The organism is Streptomyces flavalbus, from assembly GCF_042674625.1.
Taxonomy (GTDB): Bacteria; Actinomycetota; Actinomycetes; order Streptomycetales; family Streptomycetaceae; genus Streptomyces; species Streptomyces flavalbus.
The window spans coordinates 2602005-2617727 of the sequence record NZ_JBHTEB010000001.1 but is presented as its reverse complement, the minus strand read 5'-3'; the positions used below and the strand labels follow the sequence as shown (position 1 = coordinate 2617727).

Annotated in this window: 10 protein-coding genes; 5 read left to right on the top strand and 5 right to left on the bottom strand. The window is 71.5% G+C overall.

Annotated elements, in window-relative coordinates; all coding sequences use genetic code 11:
• The first annotated feature begins 115 nt into the window (after positions 1-115).
• Complete coding sequence (locus ACFQZ6_RS11670) at positions 116-1054, top strand: oxidoreductase (RefSeq protein ID WP_381607376.1); 939 nt, start codon at positions 116-118, stop codon at positions 1052-1054.
• Here the strand turns inward: ACFQZ6_RS11670 and nirD are convergent.
• From nirD to ACFQZ6_RS11655, 3 genes are read right to left on the bottom strand one after another with little or no spacing between them, the layout of a single operon-like run.
• On the bottom strand, positions 1051-1404 hold the full coding sequence (gene nirD, locus ACFQZ6_RS11665; RefSeq protein WP_381607374.1) for a nitrite reductase small subunit NirD: 354 nt from the start codon (positions 1402-1404) through the stop codon (positions 1051-1053). The two genes, ACFQZ6_RS11670 and nirD, sit on opposite strands and share 4 nt — an antisense overlap.
• Positions 1401-4019, bottom strand: a complete 2619-nt coding sequence (gene nirB / locus ACFQZ6_RS11660) for a nitrite reductase large subunit NirB (protein ID WP_381607372.1) — start codon at positions 4017-4019, stop codon at positions 1401-1403. The genes nirD and nirB overlap by 4 nt, the downstream gene beginning before the upstream one ends.
• Positions 4019-5278 carry an NAD(P)/FAD-dependent oxidoreductase gene (locus tag ACFQZ6_RS11655; protein WP_381607370.1) on the bottom strand — a complete coding sequence of 420 codons (1260 nt, stop codon included), beginning with the start codon at positions 5276-5278 and terminating at the stop codon, positions 4019-4021. Before ACFQZ6_RS11655 ends, nirB begins: the two co-directional genes overlap by 1 nt.
• A 177-nt stretch (positions 5279-5455) precedes the next feature.
• On the opposite strand from ACFQZ6_RS11655, the gene ACFQZ6_RS11650 reads away from it, so the two are divergent.
• Complete coding sequence (locus ACFQZ6_RS11650) at positions 5456-6238, top strand: sulfite exporter TauE/SafE family protein (protein WP_381607368.1); 783 nt, start codon at positions 5456-5458, stop codon at positions 6236-6238.
• 24 nt (positions 6239-6262) lie between these two features.
• Here ACFQZ6_RS11650 and ACFQZ6_RS11645 read toward each other — a convergent pair whose 3' ends face one another.
• Positions 6263-6883: a class F sortase gene (locus tag ACFQZ6_RS11645; RefSeq protein WP_381607366.1), complete on the bottom strand. Its 621-nt coding sequence runs from the start codon at positions 6881-6883 to the stop codon at positions 6263-6265.
• 302 nt (positions 6884-7185) lie between these two features.
• Positions 7186-7713, bottom strand: a complete 528-nt coding sequence (locus ACFQZ6_RS11640; protein ID WP_381607364.1) for a hypothetical protein — start codon at positions 7711-7713, stop codon at positions 7186-7188.
• A gap of 281 nt (positions 7714-7994) precedes the next feature.
• Between ACFQZ6_RS11640 and ACFQZ6_RS11635 the strand changes: the two genes are divergently transcribed.
• The 3 genes from ACFQZ6_RS11635 (at position 7995) to ACFQZ6_RS11625 (ending at position 15669) form a co-directional block, all read left to right on the top strand.
• On the top strand, positions 7995-8570 hold the full coding sequence (locus ACFQZ6_RS11635) for an NADPH-dependent FMN reductase (protein WP_381607362.1): 576 nt from the start codon (positions 7995-7997) through the stop codon (positions 8568-8570).
• 305 nt (positions 8571-8875) lie between these two features.
• A complete protein-coding gene (locus tag ACFQZ6_RS11630) occupies positions 8876-15163 on the top strand; it encodes a DNRLRE domain-containing protein (RefSeq protein ID WP_381607360.1) in 6288 nt (2095 codons plus the stop codon).
• A 95-nt stretch (positions 15164-15258) separates the two neighbouring features.
• The gene (locus ACFQZ6_RS11625) at positions 15259-15669 is read left to right on the top strand and encodes a hypothetical protein (protein WP_381607358.1); all 411 of its coding nucleotides are present in this window, start codon (positions 15259-15261) and stop codon (positions 15667-15669) included.
• Positions 15670-15723 lie beyond the last annotated feature (54 nt).

Genomic DNA, 15723 nt, shown 5'->3' with positions numbered 1-15723 from the left:
GGGAGTGTGTCGGGCCGGATACGGATGCGGGCCTCTCCGTCCCCCTGCGCGTAGATTGCCTCCGGTGGGGGAGCCGAGCCGTGCGGGGGGCCAGGAGGAGGAAGGAGTCTCGGTCGTGGCGTGGAACGCAGCGCGGATTCCCGACCAGGGTGGGCGGGTCGCCGTCGTCACCGGTGCCAACAGCGGGCTCGGGTACGTCGTCGCGCGGGAGTTGGCCCGTAAGGGGGCGCACGTGGTGCTCGCGTGCCGGAGCGAGGTGCGCGGGCGGGCCGCCGAGCGGCGGATCGCGAGCGAAGTGGGCGGTGCCGATGTGGAGTTCGTACGGCTTGATCTCGGCGACCTCGGGTCCGTGCGGGAGTTCGCGGCGGCCTACCGGCACGAGCGGCTCGACCTGCTCGTCAACAACGCGGGCGTGATGGCGTTGCCGTACGGGACGACCGTCGACGGGTTCGAGACGCAGTTCGGCGTCAACCACCTCGGGCACTTCGCGCTCACCGGGCTGCTGCTGCCCGCGCTGCTGGCCACGCCGGACGCCCGGGTCGTCACCGTCTCCAGCATGATGCACGCGCTCGCCACCATCGACCCGCGGGACCTCAACAGCGAGCGGGGGCGGTACCGGCGCTGGGTCGCCTACGCGCGGTCCAAGTCGGCCAACCTGCTGTTCACCCATGAGCTGGCCCGGCGGCTGGAAGCCGCGTTCGCGGAGGTGACCGCCGTGGCGGCGCACCCCGGGTACGCCGCCACCAACCTCCAGACCACCGGGCCCCGGGCCGCCGGGCGCCGGGTGTCGGAGTGGGTGGCGGAGTTGGGCAACCGGGTCGTCGCGCAGTCGGCGGAGGGCGGCGCGCTGCCGGTGCTGTACGCGGCGACCGCGCCGGACGTGCGGCCCGACTCCTTCACCGGGCCGTCCTTCGCCGCCTGGCGCGGGAACGGCACGCCCGCCCCGTCACCGCGGGCCCCGTGGACCCTCGACGACCGGGCGGGCGAGCTGCTGTGGGAGGCGTCGGAGCGGATGACCCAGGTGGCCTACGGCCCCCTGAAACGGGTCGGTTAGGCCGCCCGCACCTCGTACGTCACGATCCGCACCCCGTCCTCGTCCAGGCACTCCCCGGTCCGCAGGTCGAACCGCTGCTTCAGCAGGGGCGAGGCGACGAACGTGCGGCCCTGGTGGCTGCCGAGCAGGCCGCGGGAGAGGACCGCCGCGCCGCCGAACGGGTCACGGTTGTCGATGGCGTACAGCTCGCCCTTGCGGTCGCGGAACAGCGCCGCCTGGCTGCCGTCCGGCAACAGGACCGCCACCCCGCGGCCGGGGAGCAACTGGCTCAGGTCGCAGGCCGTGAACCAGTCGTCCTCGCCCAGCCGGAGCTGGATCTTGAGGTCGGTCGTCTCGGGTGCCAGGGTCATCGCTGGGCGCTTCCTTCCAGGACGTCCGCGGTGGGCTCCGCGGGGCGGATGCCGATGGACAGCAGCGGCAGGTCGGGCTTGATCTGGTCGCGCTCGGGGACGAAGCCCACGACCGGGTCGGGGGTGTCCGGCGCGTTGACGAAGGAGACGAACCGGGCCAGCTTCTCCGGGTCGTTGATGGTCTCGGCCCACTCGTCGCGGTAGGCGGAGACATGGGCCGCCATGAGCGACTCGAGCTCCTCGCAGATGCCGAGGGAGTCCTCCACGACCACGTCGCGCACGTGGTCCAGGCCGCCGGGGATGCGGTCCAGCCAGGTGGAGGTGCGCTCCAGGCGGTCGGCGGTGCGGATGTAGTACATCAGGAACCGGTCGATCAGCCGGATCAGCTCCGCGTCCGACAGGTCCTGCGCGAGCAGGTCCGCGTGGCGCGGGGTGGCGCCGCCGTTGCCGCCGACGTAGAGGTTCCAGCCGTTGGAGGTGGCGATCACGCCGAAGTCCTTCGACTGGGCCTCGGCGCACTCGCGGGCGCAGCCCGACACCGCCGACTTCAGCTTGTGCGGGGAGCGCAGTCCCCGGTACCGCAGCTCCAGGTCGATCGCCATCCGGACGGAGTCCTGGACGCCGTAGCGGCACCAGGTCTGGCCCACGCAGGACTTCACCGTGCGCAGCGACTTGCCGTAGGCGTGGCCGGACTCGAAGCCCGCGTCCACCAGCCGGGTCCAGATCACCGGGAGCTGCTCCACCCGGGCGCCGAACATGTCGATCCGCTGACCGCCGGTGATCTTCGTGTAGAGCCCGAAGTCCCGGGCGATCTCACCGATCACGATCAGCTTCTCCGGGGTGATCTCACCGCCGGGGATGCGCGGTACGACGGAGTAGGAGCCGTTCTTCTGGAGGTTGGCGAGGAAGTGGTCGTTGCTGTCCTGGAGGGCGGCCTGCTCACCGTCGAGGACGTACGGGCTCGCGCCGATCACCGGGGCGAGGGAGGCGATGATCGAGCCGACCGTCGGCTTGCAGACCTCGCAGCCCTCGCCACCCCTGGCCTCCTCGCGGCCGTAGCGGTCCAGGAGGTCCTGGAAGGAGTTGATGCGCAGGGCGAGGACGATCTCGTACAGCTCCTCGCGGGTCTGCGAGAAGCAGGCGCACAGGCCCTTGTCGACCTCGACGCCGCTGGCCTCCAGCTCCGCGGTGAGCAACTGGCCGAGCACCTTCACACAGGAACCGCAGCCCGTACCGGCCTTGGTGCACTTCTTCACCTCGGGCACGGTGGTGCACTGGTGGTCGGTGACCGCGGCGCGGATGGCGCCCTTGGAGACGTTGTGGCAGGAGCAGACGATCGCCTCGTCCGGCAGCGCCGACGGGCCGAGCTGCGTCGGGGCGCCCACCCCCGCGGGCAGCACCAGCGACTCCGGCTTGACCGGCGGGACCGAGCCGGTGAACGCCCGCAGGGTGCCGTAGTCGTCGGCGTCACCGACGAGGATGCCGCCGAGCAGGGTGCCGTCGCGGGCGACGACCAGCTTCTTGTACAGGCCCGCGCGGGAGTCGGAGTAGACGACGTCCAGGCAGTCCTCGGTCGTGCCGTGCGCGTCGCCGAAGGACGCCACGTCCACGCCGAGCAGCTTCAGCTTGGTCGACAGGTCGGCGCCGGTGAACGCGGCCTCCTCGGCGGCGATCGTCGCGGCGGCCGTCTCGGCCTGCTCGTTGCCGGGCGCCACCAGGCCGTACACCCGGCCGTCGGCCGCGAGCGCGCACTCACCGATCGCGAAGACGTGCGGGTCGGAGACGCTCCGGCACTGCTCGTCCACCGCGATGCCGCCGCGCTCCCCGACCGTCAGACCGCAGTCGCGGGCGAGCTGGTCGCGGGGGCGGACACCGGCGGAGAACACCACCATGTCGGTGTCGAGGACCGAGCCGTCCGACAGCTTCATGCCGGTCACCGCGCCGGAGTCGTCCACGACGATCTCCTGCGTGCCGACGCCCGTGTGGACGCCCAGGCCCATCTCCTCGATGGTGCGCAGGAGCGCGGCGCCGCCGCCCTCGTCGACCTGCACCGGCATCAGCCGCGGCGCGAACTCCACGATGTGCGAGGTCAGTCCGAGGCCCTTCAGCGCGCCCGCCGCCTCCAGGCCGAGCAGCCCGCCGCCGACCACGGCGCCGACCTTCGCCCGGGTCTTGGCGTACTCCTCGATCGCGAGCAGGTCCTCGATCGTGCGGTACACGAAGCAGCCGGTGGCGTCCTTGTTCGGGACCGGCGGGACGAAGGGGTAGGAGCCGGTGGCCAGCACCAGGATGTCGTAGCCGACGGTGAACCCGGAGCGGGCCGTCACCGTCCGCGTCTCGCGGTCGACCGTCTCGGCCGGGTCGCCGATCCGCAGCTCGATCCCGTGCCTCTCGATGAACTCCATGTCGGTCATCGACAGCTCCTCGGGGGTCTTCCCCGAGAAGTACGAGGTCAGCGCGACGCGGTCGTAGGCGGGACGCGGCTCCTCGCACAGCACGACCACGCGGTGCGTGGCGGTCAGGCCGCGCTCGGCGAGCGCCTCAAGGAAGCGCTGGCCGACCATGCCGTGGCCGACGAGCACGATCGTGGGGTTGGCCCCCAGGGTGGCGGTCATCAGGAGCCTCCATCGTTGGTAAGCAGGTGGAGCAGGGGCGCGCCGTCCGCGGGGAGCGGCTCTGCTCCCTCCCAGGCGCGCGCGAGCGCGCCGACGGTGCCGAGTTCACCGACGAGGACCCCGCCGACCACGCGGTCGTCGCGGACGACGACCTTGCGGTAGGTGCCTCGGGTGGCGTCGGTGAGCTGGACGACGTCGTCGCCCGGGAGCGCCTCGGTCTCGCCGAACGCGGCGAGGTCGAAAGACGTGTGGCCGTAAGACGCGCGGCCGGAAGGTGTGCGGCCGGAAGGTGTGCGGCCGTTCAGGCTCAGCCGGGTCAGGGCCCGGGTGCCGGTGTAGCGGGCGGTGCCGTCGCCGGCGAGCGCCCGCGCCAGCACCTCGGCCTGTTCCAGCGCCGGGGTGGCCAGCCCGTACAGCGTGTCGGCGTGCTGCGCGCAGTCGCCGATGGCCCGGATGTGCGGGTCGGAGGTGCGCAGCTCGTCGTCGACGACGACGCCCTTGCGGACCTCAAGGCCCGCGGCCTGGGCTAGGCCGACGCGCGGGTGGACGCCGCAGGCGAGGACGACGAGGTCGGCGTCGAGGGCGTACCCGTCGGCCATCTCCACCGAGCGGACCGCGCCGCCGACGCAGCGCACGTCCCGCACCCGGCACTCGGTGTGCACCTCGACGCCGAGGTCCCTCAGGTGCCGCAGCACCAGCTTGGAGGCGCCCGGGTCGAGCTGGCGCTCCATCAGCCGCTCCGCCTGCTGGGCGAGCATGACCTGCGCGCCGCGCATCGCCAGCGCCCGCGCCGCCGACACCCCGAGGAGCCCGCCGCCGATGACGACCGCCCGCACGCCGGGGCGCACCGCCTTGGACAGGCCGAGGCAGTCGTCCATGGTGCGGAAGGCGTGCACGCCCTCGGGGAGTTCGGGGGTGCCGGTGAACAGGCCGCGCAGCGGCGGCAGCACCGGGTTGGAGCCGGTGGCCAGCACCAGCGTGTCGTATGCGATCAGCGAGCCGTCGGCGCACTCCACGGTCCGCGCGGCCCGGTCGATGCCGGTGACCCGGGCGCGGGTCAGCTCCGCGGGGGCGGGCAGGGCTATCACCTCGGGGGCGTACCGCCCGGCCAGCACCTCGGCGAGCAGCACCCGGTTGTACGGCCGGTGCTCCTCGTCGCCGACGAGCAGCGCGGGCGTGCCCAGCTCACCGAGCCGCTTGGCGAGCTGTACGCCCGCGAGGCCGGCGCCGATCACCACCACACGCGTATTCGAGGTCATGCTCTTGAGCGTGCGGTGCCGGTGTTACCCGACCGAATCACCGTTGTTTCCCGTGGGGAACGCTGCCCTCAGCGGGGGCGGGGGGTGGGTGTGAGGGGGCCGCGGGAGGCGCCCTGACCTCAAATGACCCTCAAGTCGTTGGACTGCACACCTACCCCGTCCATAGGGTCGCCACTCGTGCCCGACATATCGCTGACCACGCTCGCCCTGCTCTGCCTCGCCGCGCTCGCGGCAGGCTGGATCGACGCCGTGGTCGGCGGGGGCGGGCTGCTGCTCCTGCCCGCGCTGTTGCTCGGGCTCCCGTCGAGCACCCCGGCCGCGTACGCGCTCGGCACCAACAAGGCGGTCGCGATCGTCGGCACGGGCGGGGCCGCGGTGACGTACGTCCGCAAGGCGCCCGTCGACGTGCGGCTCGCCGTGCGCATCGGGCTCGCGGCGCTCGCCGGGTCGTCGGGCGGGGCGTTCTTCGCGGCGGGGATGAGCACCGAGGTGCTGAAGCCGGTGATCATGGTGGTGCTGCTCGGCGTCGCCGCCTTCGTCATCCTGCGCCCCGCCTTCGGCACCGCCCCCGCGCCGGGCCCGGTCAGCCGCCGCCGCACCCTCGCCGCGATCGGCCTGGCGGGCCTGGGCATCGGGTTCTACGACGGTCTCATCGGCCCCGGCACCGGGACGTTCCTGGTGCTGGCCCTGACCGCCGTGCTCCACCTCGACCTGGTGACCGCCTCCGCCACCGCGAAGATCGTCAACTGCTGCACCAACGCGGGCGCGCTGGCCACCTTCGCCTGGCAGGGCACGGTGCTGTGGCAGCTCGCCGCGCTGATGGCGGTGTTCAACCTGGCGGGCGGCACGCTGGGGGCGCGCACGGCGCTGAAGCAGGGCAGCGGGTTCGTCCGGATCGTGCTGCTGACGGTGGTGTTCGCGCTGGTGGCGAACCTGGCGTACGAGCAGTGGCTGGCGTGAGCGCCCGGCTGCTCGGACTCCTTGTCAGCCGCCGGTGAGGTGGGCGAAGACGACCACGTTGCCCCGGTAGCCGGTGGCCCGGGAGTAGCCGCCGCCGCAGGTGATCACGCGCAGCTCGGGGCGGCGGGCGGCGCCGTACACCTTGTCGTCGGGGAAGCGCTTGGCGTCGTACACCTCGACCGCGTCGACGGTGAAGCGGGCGGTGGAGCCGTCGCGCCGGTCGACGTCGATGACCGCGCCGCGCTTCAGGGCGCCGAGGCGGTAGAAGACGGCGGGCCCGTCGGCGTTGTCCACGTGCCCGGCGACGATCGCGGTCCCGGTCTCGCCGGGCGTCGTCCCCGCCTCGTACCAACCGGCGAGGCCGGGGCGGTCAGCGGGCGGGACGTCGAGGCTGCCGCTGGGGGTGAGACCGAGGCCGGTCAGGGGGGCGTCGACGCGGATCGCGGGGATGCGGACGCGGTCCGGGGGAGAGGGCGGCAGCGCGGGCGCGGTGTCCCGCTCACCGCCCACCCGCGCCTCGGCGGCGGACGGCTGGGGCGGGGCGGGGGTGCCGTTGCCGTGCAGCAGCCACGCCCCGCAGCCCAGGGCGACGACGGTGACGGTCGCTATCGCGACATCACCGGCCCTGCCCGCCCTACGTCCCATGACGACCTCCTGCACTCGGCGACGCCCCGGGGGGGGGCCACCCCCTGAGGGGCGGCGGGTCCACGCCCTCAAGGGGCGCGGGGAACTGCGCGACCAGCCACGACGGCGCGGCACCCGGGAGACGACCGCACCCGGCACGACCCGCACCCGGCACGACCCGCACCCGGCACGGAACCCGCCCCCGGCACCCCACCCGCCCGCAACGCCCGGCAGGGCCCCGGCCCCCTCCGGGCCGCGAGGGGCGTCGGACCCGGAGGGGAGGGGACATGCGGTACCGGCGGACGGACAGCGGAGGGTGTCCGTCAGATCCCGTCGCCTCTCGCCCGGCGATGCAGGAGCCAGGTACCGCCCGCGGCGGCGACGGCGAGAGCCGCCACGCCCGCCGCGGTCTGCACGGGGTCGGGGCCGAGCGCGCCACCGACCCCCGTCTTCACACTTCCGCGCGGGTACACCTGCTCACGGGGCACGGTCAGCGTCACCACCAGGTCCCCGGCGACCCGCCGCCCGCCCGCCGCCTTCCCGGCGCACCGCGCGACGATCTCGTACGTCCCCGGCTGCGCGCTCGGCGGCACCCGGAACGTCCCGACCGCCTCGCCGTCCCGCTCGCCCGGCGCCAGGGTGAACGTTCCGGCGCCCACCGCGCTGGCGTCCCCGGCCGCGGTGCCGCCGCTGCCGCACGCCGTGGTGGTCACCGTGACCTCGCCGCCCGGGACCACGCCGGACGGGGACACCTCCAGACGGCCGGAGTCCGCGCCGGACGCGGGCGCGGCGAGCGCGAGTACGCCACCGGTCAGTCCGGACAGCATCAGCAGCCGGGCGGTACGTCGCATGGTGCTTGCTCCTTCGAGCCGATCGGGCGCTGCCCTACCGAGGTAAGTGCCATCGGCCCGCCACCGCTTGCTGAGACGCCGTCAGAACGGCGTCGGGAATGTGCCGAACGGGTGCTACGACTTCCAGGACCGATGCCCTTACCGCAGGTCAAGGGGGTCGCGGGGGGAGCGCCGCAAGAGCACCCGATGGGCGCACGGCGAAGGTGTGAACGGGTGACCGAGCCCTCCGCCGCCCCCGGCCGCTTGACCTCAACCAAACTTGAGGTAGGAGGCTGTGCCGCATGACCCCCAACCTCAACCTCACCCTCGTCATCGGCAGCAACCGCCACGGCCGCTTCGGCCCCGTCGTCGCGGACTGGCTGCTCGGCCACGTCCGCCAGCGCGACGACCTCACCGCCCGCGTCATCGACCTCGCCGAGACCGACCTGCCGACCTCCCTCGCCCGCACCCCCGAGGCGGCCGACGCGCTCGCCGGGACCACCCCGAAGCTGTCGGCCGCGGACGCGTTCGTCGTCCTCACCCCCGAGTACAACCACTCCTTCCCGGCGGCCCTGAAGAACCTGATCGACTGGCACTACACCGAGTGGCGCGCCAAACCGGTCGCGTTCGTCTCCTACGGCGGCCTCTCCGGCGGCCTGCGCGCCGTCGAACAGCTCCGCCAGGTCTTCGCGGAGCTGCACGCGGTCACCGTCCGCGACACCGTCTCCTTCCACAACGCCGGTGACTCCTTCGACGCCCAGGGCCGCCCGAAGGACCCCACGGGCCCGGACGCGGCGGCCAAGACGATGCTGGACCAACTGGTGTGGTGGGGCACGGCCCTCAAGGAAGCCAGGGAGAAGCGCCCCTACGCCGGTTGACGCACGTGGCTGAAACGCGGTCTGTGCGTCGCGTCGGGACTCGCGAAGTCTCACGCAAGCCTCGAAACGCCAACTGGCACCTGTTTGGTCGGCGATGCCCGATCTCTCCCTCGGTGCGGGAGTGAGGGCCCACCGCGACAACCGGAACATCGAGGTGTGAATCGGTCAGCCTGGGCGCGGTGCCTCGCCACTCCTGACGGCCGAACGGTTCAAGCCGTTGTCATATGACGGCCATGACAGCTTGTGGGTGACATGTGAAGATCCCGGACTGGCGCAGAGCGTACCTGCGCCAGTGAGGACTTCACATGTCAATCCCCTTCCACAAGAACCATCGACACAGATCCGTTGACCCGGAACTCCCGTACCGGCCGCTGCCGTCCATGGCGCGGCTGCGCCCCGTGGCCCTGGCCGTGACGCTCCTCATGGCGCTTGAGGCCACCCTGGTCATCGGGTCCACGGGCGAAGCCGTCGCGCTCTCCCGTGAGACCGAGAGCGCGACGGCTTCCGGTGAGCCCAAGGACCTCGGTCCCGCCACCGCGGCCTCGGAGGCGGCGGCCCGGTTGAAGGCCAAGATCCAGAACCGCAGGATCGAGGTCACCGACGCTCGTACGGAGACCTCGACCACCTATGTCAATCCCGACGGGACGGTGACGGAGGAGGCGCACGCCGGTCCGGTCCGTTTCAAGGGTGACGACGGCGCCTGGCACGACGTCGACGCGTCGCTGACCCGGGCCGAGGACGGCTTACTACGGGCCAAGGGCCACCCGCACGGGCTGGTGCTCGCGGGCAGGAAGGCCGCCCCTAAGGGCCTCAGGACCGCCGGGGAGAAAGGCGCGACGGCCGTCCCTCTGGTGACCATGGAGGACCGTGCGGGTCGGCGGATACAGCTCGGCTGGTACGGCGCGCTGCCGACGCCCACGGTCGAGGGTGCCGAGGACACGGTCGCCCGGTACAAGGACGTGCTGCCGGCGACCGACCTGCTGATCGAGTCCACGCGTACCGGCTACGAGCAGTTCCTGGAGTTGCAGGATCGTTCCGCCGTCGACGCCAACGGTCAGGTCTCCTACAGCCTGAAAGCCAAGGGGCTCACCGCGAAGGCGCAGGAGGACGGCTCGGTCACTTTCACCGACGCCAAGGGCAAGACCGCGGGGGTCCTGCCGTCGCCGGTGATGTGGGACGCCCGTACCGACAAGAACTCCGGTGAGCACACGCACACCGCGGAGGTCGGGGTGAAGGTCGCGCAGGACGGCGACACGATCACCCTCACCCTGACGCCGGACGCCGAGTTCCTGGCGGATGGGAAGACCCAGTTCCCGGTCACCATCGATCCGACCATCAACGTCGGCGCCAGCTTCGACACGTTCGTCCAGCAGGGCTACACCACCGACCAGTCGACGGCCACCGAGCTGAAGATCGGCAACAACGGCTCCAGCCAGGTGGCCCGTTCCTTCCTGTCGTTCCCGATGAAGAACATCACCGGGAAGCAGATCACCGCGGCGAAGCTGAACCTGTTCGAGTTCCACTCCTGGTCCTGCACGGCCAAGGGCTGGGACCTGTACAGGACGGGGGCCTCCTCGACGAGCACCCGGTGGACGAGCCAGCCCACCTGGGGCACCAAGTACGCCACCAGCACCCAGACCAAGGGCTACTCCAGCTCCTGCAACGACGGCTGGGTCAACGTCGACGCCACCTCGCTGGTGAAGGCGTGGGCGGCCAACGGCAACGCCACCAACCACCTGGGCCTGCGCGCCTCGGACGAGTCCGACCCGTACGGCTGGAAGCGCTTCAACTCGGGCAACGCGGCCTCCAACACGCCGTATCTGTCGGTGACGTACAACTCCATCCCGGACGTCCCGACCCTGATAGCCCCGGCGGCCGCGGCCGCCACGAACGTCACCACGCCGACCCTGTCGGCGAAGGCGCTGGACGGGGACGGCTCGCAGGTCAAGTTCGACTTCGAGGTCTGGGCGTCCAACGGCACCGCCGCGCTGCGCTCCGGCTCCAGCGGCTACGTGGCCTCGGGCGCGCAGGCGTCCTGGAAGCCCGCGACGGCGCTGCCCGCGGGCGCCTACAAGTGGCGTGCGCGGTCTTCGGACGGTTCGGCGAGCAGTGCCTGGTCCGCGTTCCGTTCGCTGACGGTCGACACCACGGCGCCCGCGACGACCAAGGTGTCGTCCACCGACTTCCCGGCCGGACAGTGGTCCGGCACCCCGGACGACAACGGTGACTTCACCGGCACCTTCACCTTCACCCCGCCGACCAGCGATGTGAAGGAGGTCCAGTGGAAGCTGGACTCCGGCGCCTGGCAGTCGGCCGCGACCACCGGCACCGCCGTCACCCGCAAGCCGGTCTTCCGCGCGGGCAAGCACGTGCTGACCGCGCGGACCAAGGACGCGGCCGGAAACGTCTCGGCGGAGACGTCGCACACCTTCTACGCCGGTTCCGGCGCGGCCCTGCTCACCCCGACCGACGGGGATCGCCCCGCGCGGCGCACCGAGCTGACGGGCGAGGGCAAGGCGGGCGACACCGGGGTGCGTTACCAGTACCGCCGCGGTGAGACGGACACCTGGAAGGACATCCCCGCGGCGAACGTACGCCGCAAGGCCGACGGTTCGGCCCTGTCCGCGTGGCCCGCGAAGGTCACCGGCGGCAGCGCCGAGGCGCTCGTCTGGAACGTCACCGACACCTTCGGCGAGGACGGCCCGGTGGACGTCCGCGCGGTGTTCACCGACGGGAGCACCAGCGACGCGTCTCCCGCGACCCGGATCACGGTGGACCGCAACGCCGGTGAGGCGCCCAGCGAGGAGGCCGGTCCGGGCAGCGTGAACACGCTCACGGGCGACTTCGGCCTGTCGGCCACCGACGCCTCCGGGTTCGATCTGACCGCCACGCGGTCCTTCTCCTCCCGCCGCCCGGCCAACGGTTCGCAGCAGGAGGGGCAGGCCGCCATCTTCGGCCCGCAGTGGACCGCGGGCACCGTGGCGGAACTCTCCGAGAGCGACTGGGCCTACGTGCGCGCGACGTCGTCGACCTCGGTGGCGGTCGTGGACGTGGACGGCGAGGAGACCGGGTTCACCGCGGTCACCGGTGGCGGCTGGAAGCCGGAGACCGGCGCGGAGGACCTGACGCTGACGGGTTCGCTGACGGGTTCCTTCACGCTGAAGGACACGGAGGGCACGACCTCGGTGTTCGCCAAGGTGGACACGACGGCCACCACGTGGCAGCTGTCGAGGACCTTCCTGCCCGCCGAGAACTCGACCACGACGGTGATCTCGGAGAAGGTCACGGTGGACGGCAAGACCCTGGCCCGCCCCAAGTACGTGATCGCGCCCACGTCGGCGGTCTCCGCCGCCACCTGCGCGGGCACGCCGTCGACCAAGGGCTGCCGCATCCTGGAGTACCAGTACGCCACGACGACCACGGCGAGCGGCAGCACGCTCGGTGACGTGGCCGGGCAGGTGACACAGATCCGTCTGTGGACGACCGTCCCGGGCGCGTCGACGTCGACCGCGACGGTCGTCTCCCGTTACGCCTACGACAGCCAGGGCCGTCTGCGTGAGCAGTGGGACCCGCGCGTCTCACCGGCGCTGAAGACCGCCTACACCTACGACAGCGCGGGCCGCGTGGTCACCCTGACCCCGCCGGGCGAGCTGCCGTGGACGTTCGAGTACGGCAGGGCGGGCGCCAGCGCGGTGGCCGGGGACGGCATGTTGCTGAAGGTCTCCCGGCCGACCCTGAAGGCGGGCAGCAAGGACGAGCAGGACGGTGGCAGGGCCGTCACCTCGGTCGTCTACGACGTACCGCTGTCCGGCGACAAGGCCCCGCACCAGGTCTCGCCCGTCGAGGCCGCGAAGTGGGGCCAGACGGACGCGCCCACGGACGCCACCGCCGTCTTCCCCGCCGACCAGACGCCCGCCTCGCACACCGGTGGTGACCTGGGCGCGGCCGACTACGACAAGGCCACCCTCACCTACACCGACGCCTCGGGACGCGAGGTCAACTCCGGCCTGCCCGGTCGGCACCTGACCGTCAAGCAGTACGACCGCTTCGGCAACACGGTGTTCGACCTGTCGGCCACCAACCGCGAACTCGCCCTGGGCAACGCGGACTACCAGGTCAACACCCAGAGTGAACTCGGCATCCTGTCCGCCTCACCGGCCGAGCGCGCCCGCCTGCTGGGCACCGTCTGGGTGTACTCGACCGACGGCAAGCGCCTGCTGGAGCAGTCCGGGCCGCTGCACCTGGTCACCCTGACCAAGGCGCTCCAGGGTGACGAGGACAGTCCGGACCTCCCGGCCGGGGTCCAGGTCGCGGCGCGCGAGCACACCGTCAACCGCTACGACGAGGGCCGCCCCGCCGACGGCACCGCCACGGTGAGCGACCAGGTCACCACCTCGATGGTGGGCGCGGCGATCGACGGCTACCCGGCCGACGGCGACGTGCGCACCAGCGCCACCGCCTACGACTGGGTCAAGGGCCTGCCCACCAGCGAGGTCACCGACCCGGACGGTTTGAAGCTGACCAAGACCACCAGCTACGACACGCAGGGCCGGGTCATCAAGACGACGCTGCCCAAGTCGGGCGGCAACGACGCCGGAGCCACGGTGACCCGCTACTGGTCCGCCACCGGCACCGGCACCTGCGAGGGACGGCCGGAGTGGGCCGACCTGCTCTGTTCCACGGGCCCGGCAGGCAAGATCACCGGAGGTGGTTCGAACCCGGACGAACTCCCGCTGAGCACGACCGAGTACGACCGCTGGGGCAACGTGGCCAAGGTCACCGAGACCGCCAACGGTGTCACCCGTACCACGGAGAACACCTACGACGCGGCCGGACGCCTGACGCAGAGCAAGATGACGGGCGGCATCGGCACCGCGGTCCCGGCGCAGACCACCACCTACGATCCGGACAACGGCGCGGTGGCGACCGTCACCAACGGCACCGCCACCATTCGCCGTACCACCGACCGGCTCGGCCGGGAGATCACCTACGACGACGGGGCGGGCAATGTCACCCGCACCGAGTACGACAACCGCGACCGCAGGATCAGGGTCGCCGACTCCGCCCCGTCGACGGTCAGCTACGACTACGACAACCCCGCCGGTCTGCCCACCAGGATCCACGACTCCGTCATGGGCGCCATCGGTGACGTCACCGGCTTCTACGACTCCGACGGCCGCCTCTACAAGCAGAGGCTGCCGTGGAACATGGACGTCGAGTTCAACCTCGACCCCACCGGCACCGAGACCTCCCGCTACTGGCACTGGGAGTCCGGCTGGACGGTCCAGGGCGAGTCCACCAGCCTGAACATCCACGACCAGGTCGTCTCCCGCACCACCTACACCGGAGGCGGCGCCTACCAGGAGTACACCTACGACGCGGCAGGCCGCCTGACCAGGACGGACGACTCCCAGGCGGGCGTCACCACCCACCGCGCCTACACCTTCGACAACAACACCAACCGCACCTCCCTGACCACCACGATCGACGACCTCGACGGAGGTACCCCCGCCAGCGACACCGTCACCTCCACCTACGACAGCGCCGACCGCCTGATCGCCACCGGCACCGTCTACGACGCCTACGGCCGCACCACCGCCCAGGCGAACGGCGCCCAGAACGCGTACTACGCCAACGACCTCGTCCGTCAGATCACCGCCAACTCCAAGCGCACGACCTGGAGCCTGGACGCGGCTGGCCGTCTGGCCTCCGCCGCGACCGAGGAGCAGGACGAGGACGGCACCTGGGGCGCGGCTGTCACCAGCACCAACCACTACGGCGGCGACGGCGACAGCCCGGACTGGATCGCGGAAGGCAACGGCGCCATCAGCCGCAGCCTCGAAGACCTGTCCGGCGGTCTGATCGCCACCACCAGCGCGACCGGTGACGTCACCCTGCAACTGGCCAACCTGCACGGCGACATCGGCACCCAGATCCCGCTGGTGGACAACACCACCCCCGTGGTCAACACCTACGACGAGTACGGCAACCCACTGCCCGGCACCGACCCGGCCCGCTACGGCTGGCTCGGCGGCAAGCAGCGCTCCACCGAAACCCCCAGCCGCGTGACCCTCATGGGCGTCCGTCTGTACGACCCCGTCATCGGACGCTTCCTGTCGGTCGACCCGATCGCGGGGGGCAACGCCAACGCCTACGACTACGTCCACGCCGATCCGCTCAACCGTTACGACCTCGACGGCAAGTGGAGCTGGAAGAAAGCCTGGAAGAAGACCAAGCGGTTCGTGAAGCGACACAAGTGGGACATCGCCCTCACGGCTGCCAGCTTCGTGCCGGGAGTGGGTGCGGCGTCGTGGGCCTACCGCGGATATCGCGCGTACCGCGCCTACCGTGCCGTTCGTGCGGCGAGGTACGCACGCCATGCGGCACCGAGGGCCAGAAGCTTCGGGCGATATGTCAACCGGCGAGCGGCCGGCCGGATCGCACGAGGGGCCGTTTGTTCCGCCTCCTTCATGGGCATCGGCAGCCTGCCGAGCTACAGGTACGGCCGAAGCCGATGGACCGATGCGTCAGTAGCGGCGGGGGGCGCCTTCGGAGCCGGGTACTACTGGAGGAAGAGGAGATGCTTCTCATAGCCGTTCGTTGACGGCGATCGGCGACAGGCTCAATTGACGAGTGTGAGGGTGCAGACGCCGATGGCGTCTGCACCCTCGCTACGGAAAGGTGACCAATGCTCCGCCGGATCACGCCAAGGGCGCTACTGGTTCCTGGGTCGGTCATTGCTCTGTTGATCGTCGTTGTCGGCCTTGGCCCGGACCTGCTGGAAGCGCGGGATTCCGTACCCGTCTGGTACCTGGTGCTCACCGGCGTATTTCTCTGTCGTCCCTTCTTCTATCCCGTTGTCTTCAAGGAGCAGTACCTCGTCGCGGCGGAGAAGTGCGAGAAGGTGAAGCCGAGTCCCCTGCTTTCCAGGTGTGCGTTTCTGTTGGCTGCCGTCGGCGGTGCCGCGCTGCTCATGCCGCAGCCGTCCGTGCCGGCCTTCTGGGTGGCGGTGGGGGTGGCCGCGGTGCACTGTGTCGCTTCGCCTGTGGTGTGGCCGTTCGCGGTCTGGAGATCGGGCATCACGAGTAAGGCGCGTTGACGCGGGTGACGGCGAGCCTTCCGGTGCAGGCGCGTGAAAGCAACCTCGATGCGA

Coding starts and splice junctions, on each gene's coding strand:
- ACFQZ6_RS11640 (WP_381607364.1), bottom strand. CDS start 7,713: ATGCGACGTACCGCCCGGCTGCTGATGCTGTCCGGACTGACCGGTGGC.
- nirD (WP_381607374.1), bottom strand. CDS start 1,404: ATGACCCTGGCACCCGAGACGACCGACCTCAAGATCCAGCTCCGGCTG.
- ACFQZ6_RS11655 (WP_381607370.1), bottom strand. CDS start 5,278: ATGACCTCGAATACGCGTGTGGTGGTGATCGGCGCCGGCCTCGCGGGC.
- ACFQZ6_RS11635 (WP_381607362.1), top strand. CDS start 7,995: ATGACCCCCAACCTCAACCTCACCCTCGTCATCGGCAGCAACCGCCAC.
- ACFQZ6_RS11630 (WP_381607360.1), top strand. CDS start 8,876: ATGTCAATCCCCTTCCACAAGAACCATCGACACAGATCCGTTGACCCG.
- ACFQZ6_RS11625 (WP_381607358.1), top strand. CDS start 15,259: ATGCTCCGCCGGATCACGCCAAGGGCGCTACTGGTTCCTGGGTCGGTC.
- nirB (WP_381607372.1), bottom strand. CDS start 4,019: ATGACCGCCACCCTGGGGGCCAACCCCACGATCGTGCTCGTCGGCCAC.
- ACFQZ6_RS11645 (WP_381607366.1), bottom strand. CDS start 6,883: ATGGGACGTAGGGCGGGCAGGGCCGGTGATGTCGCGATAGCGACCGTC.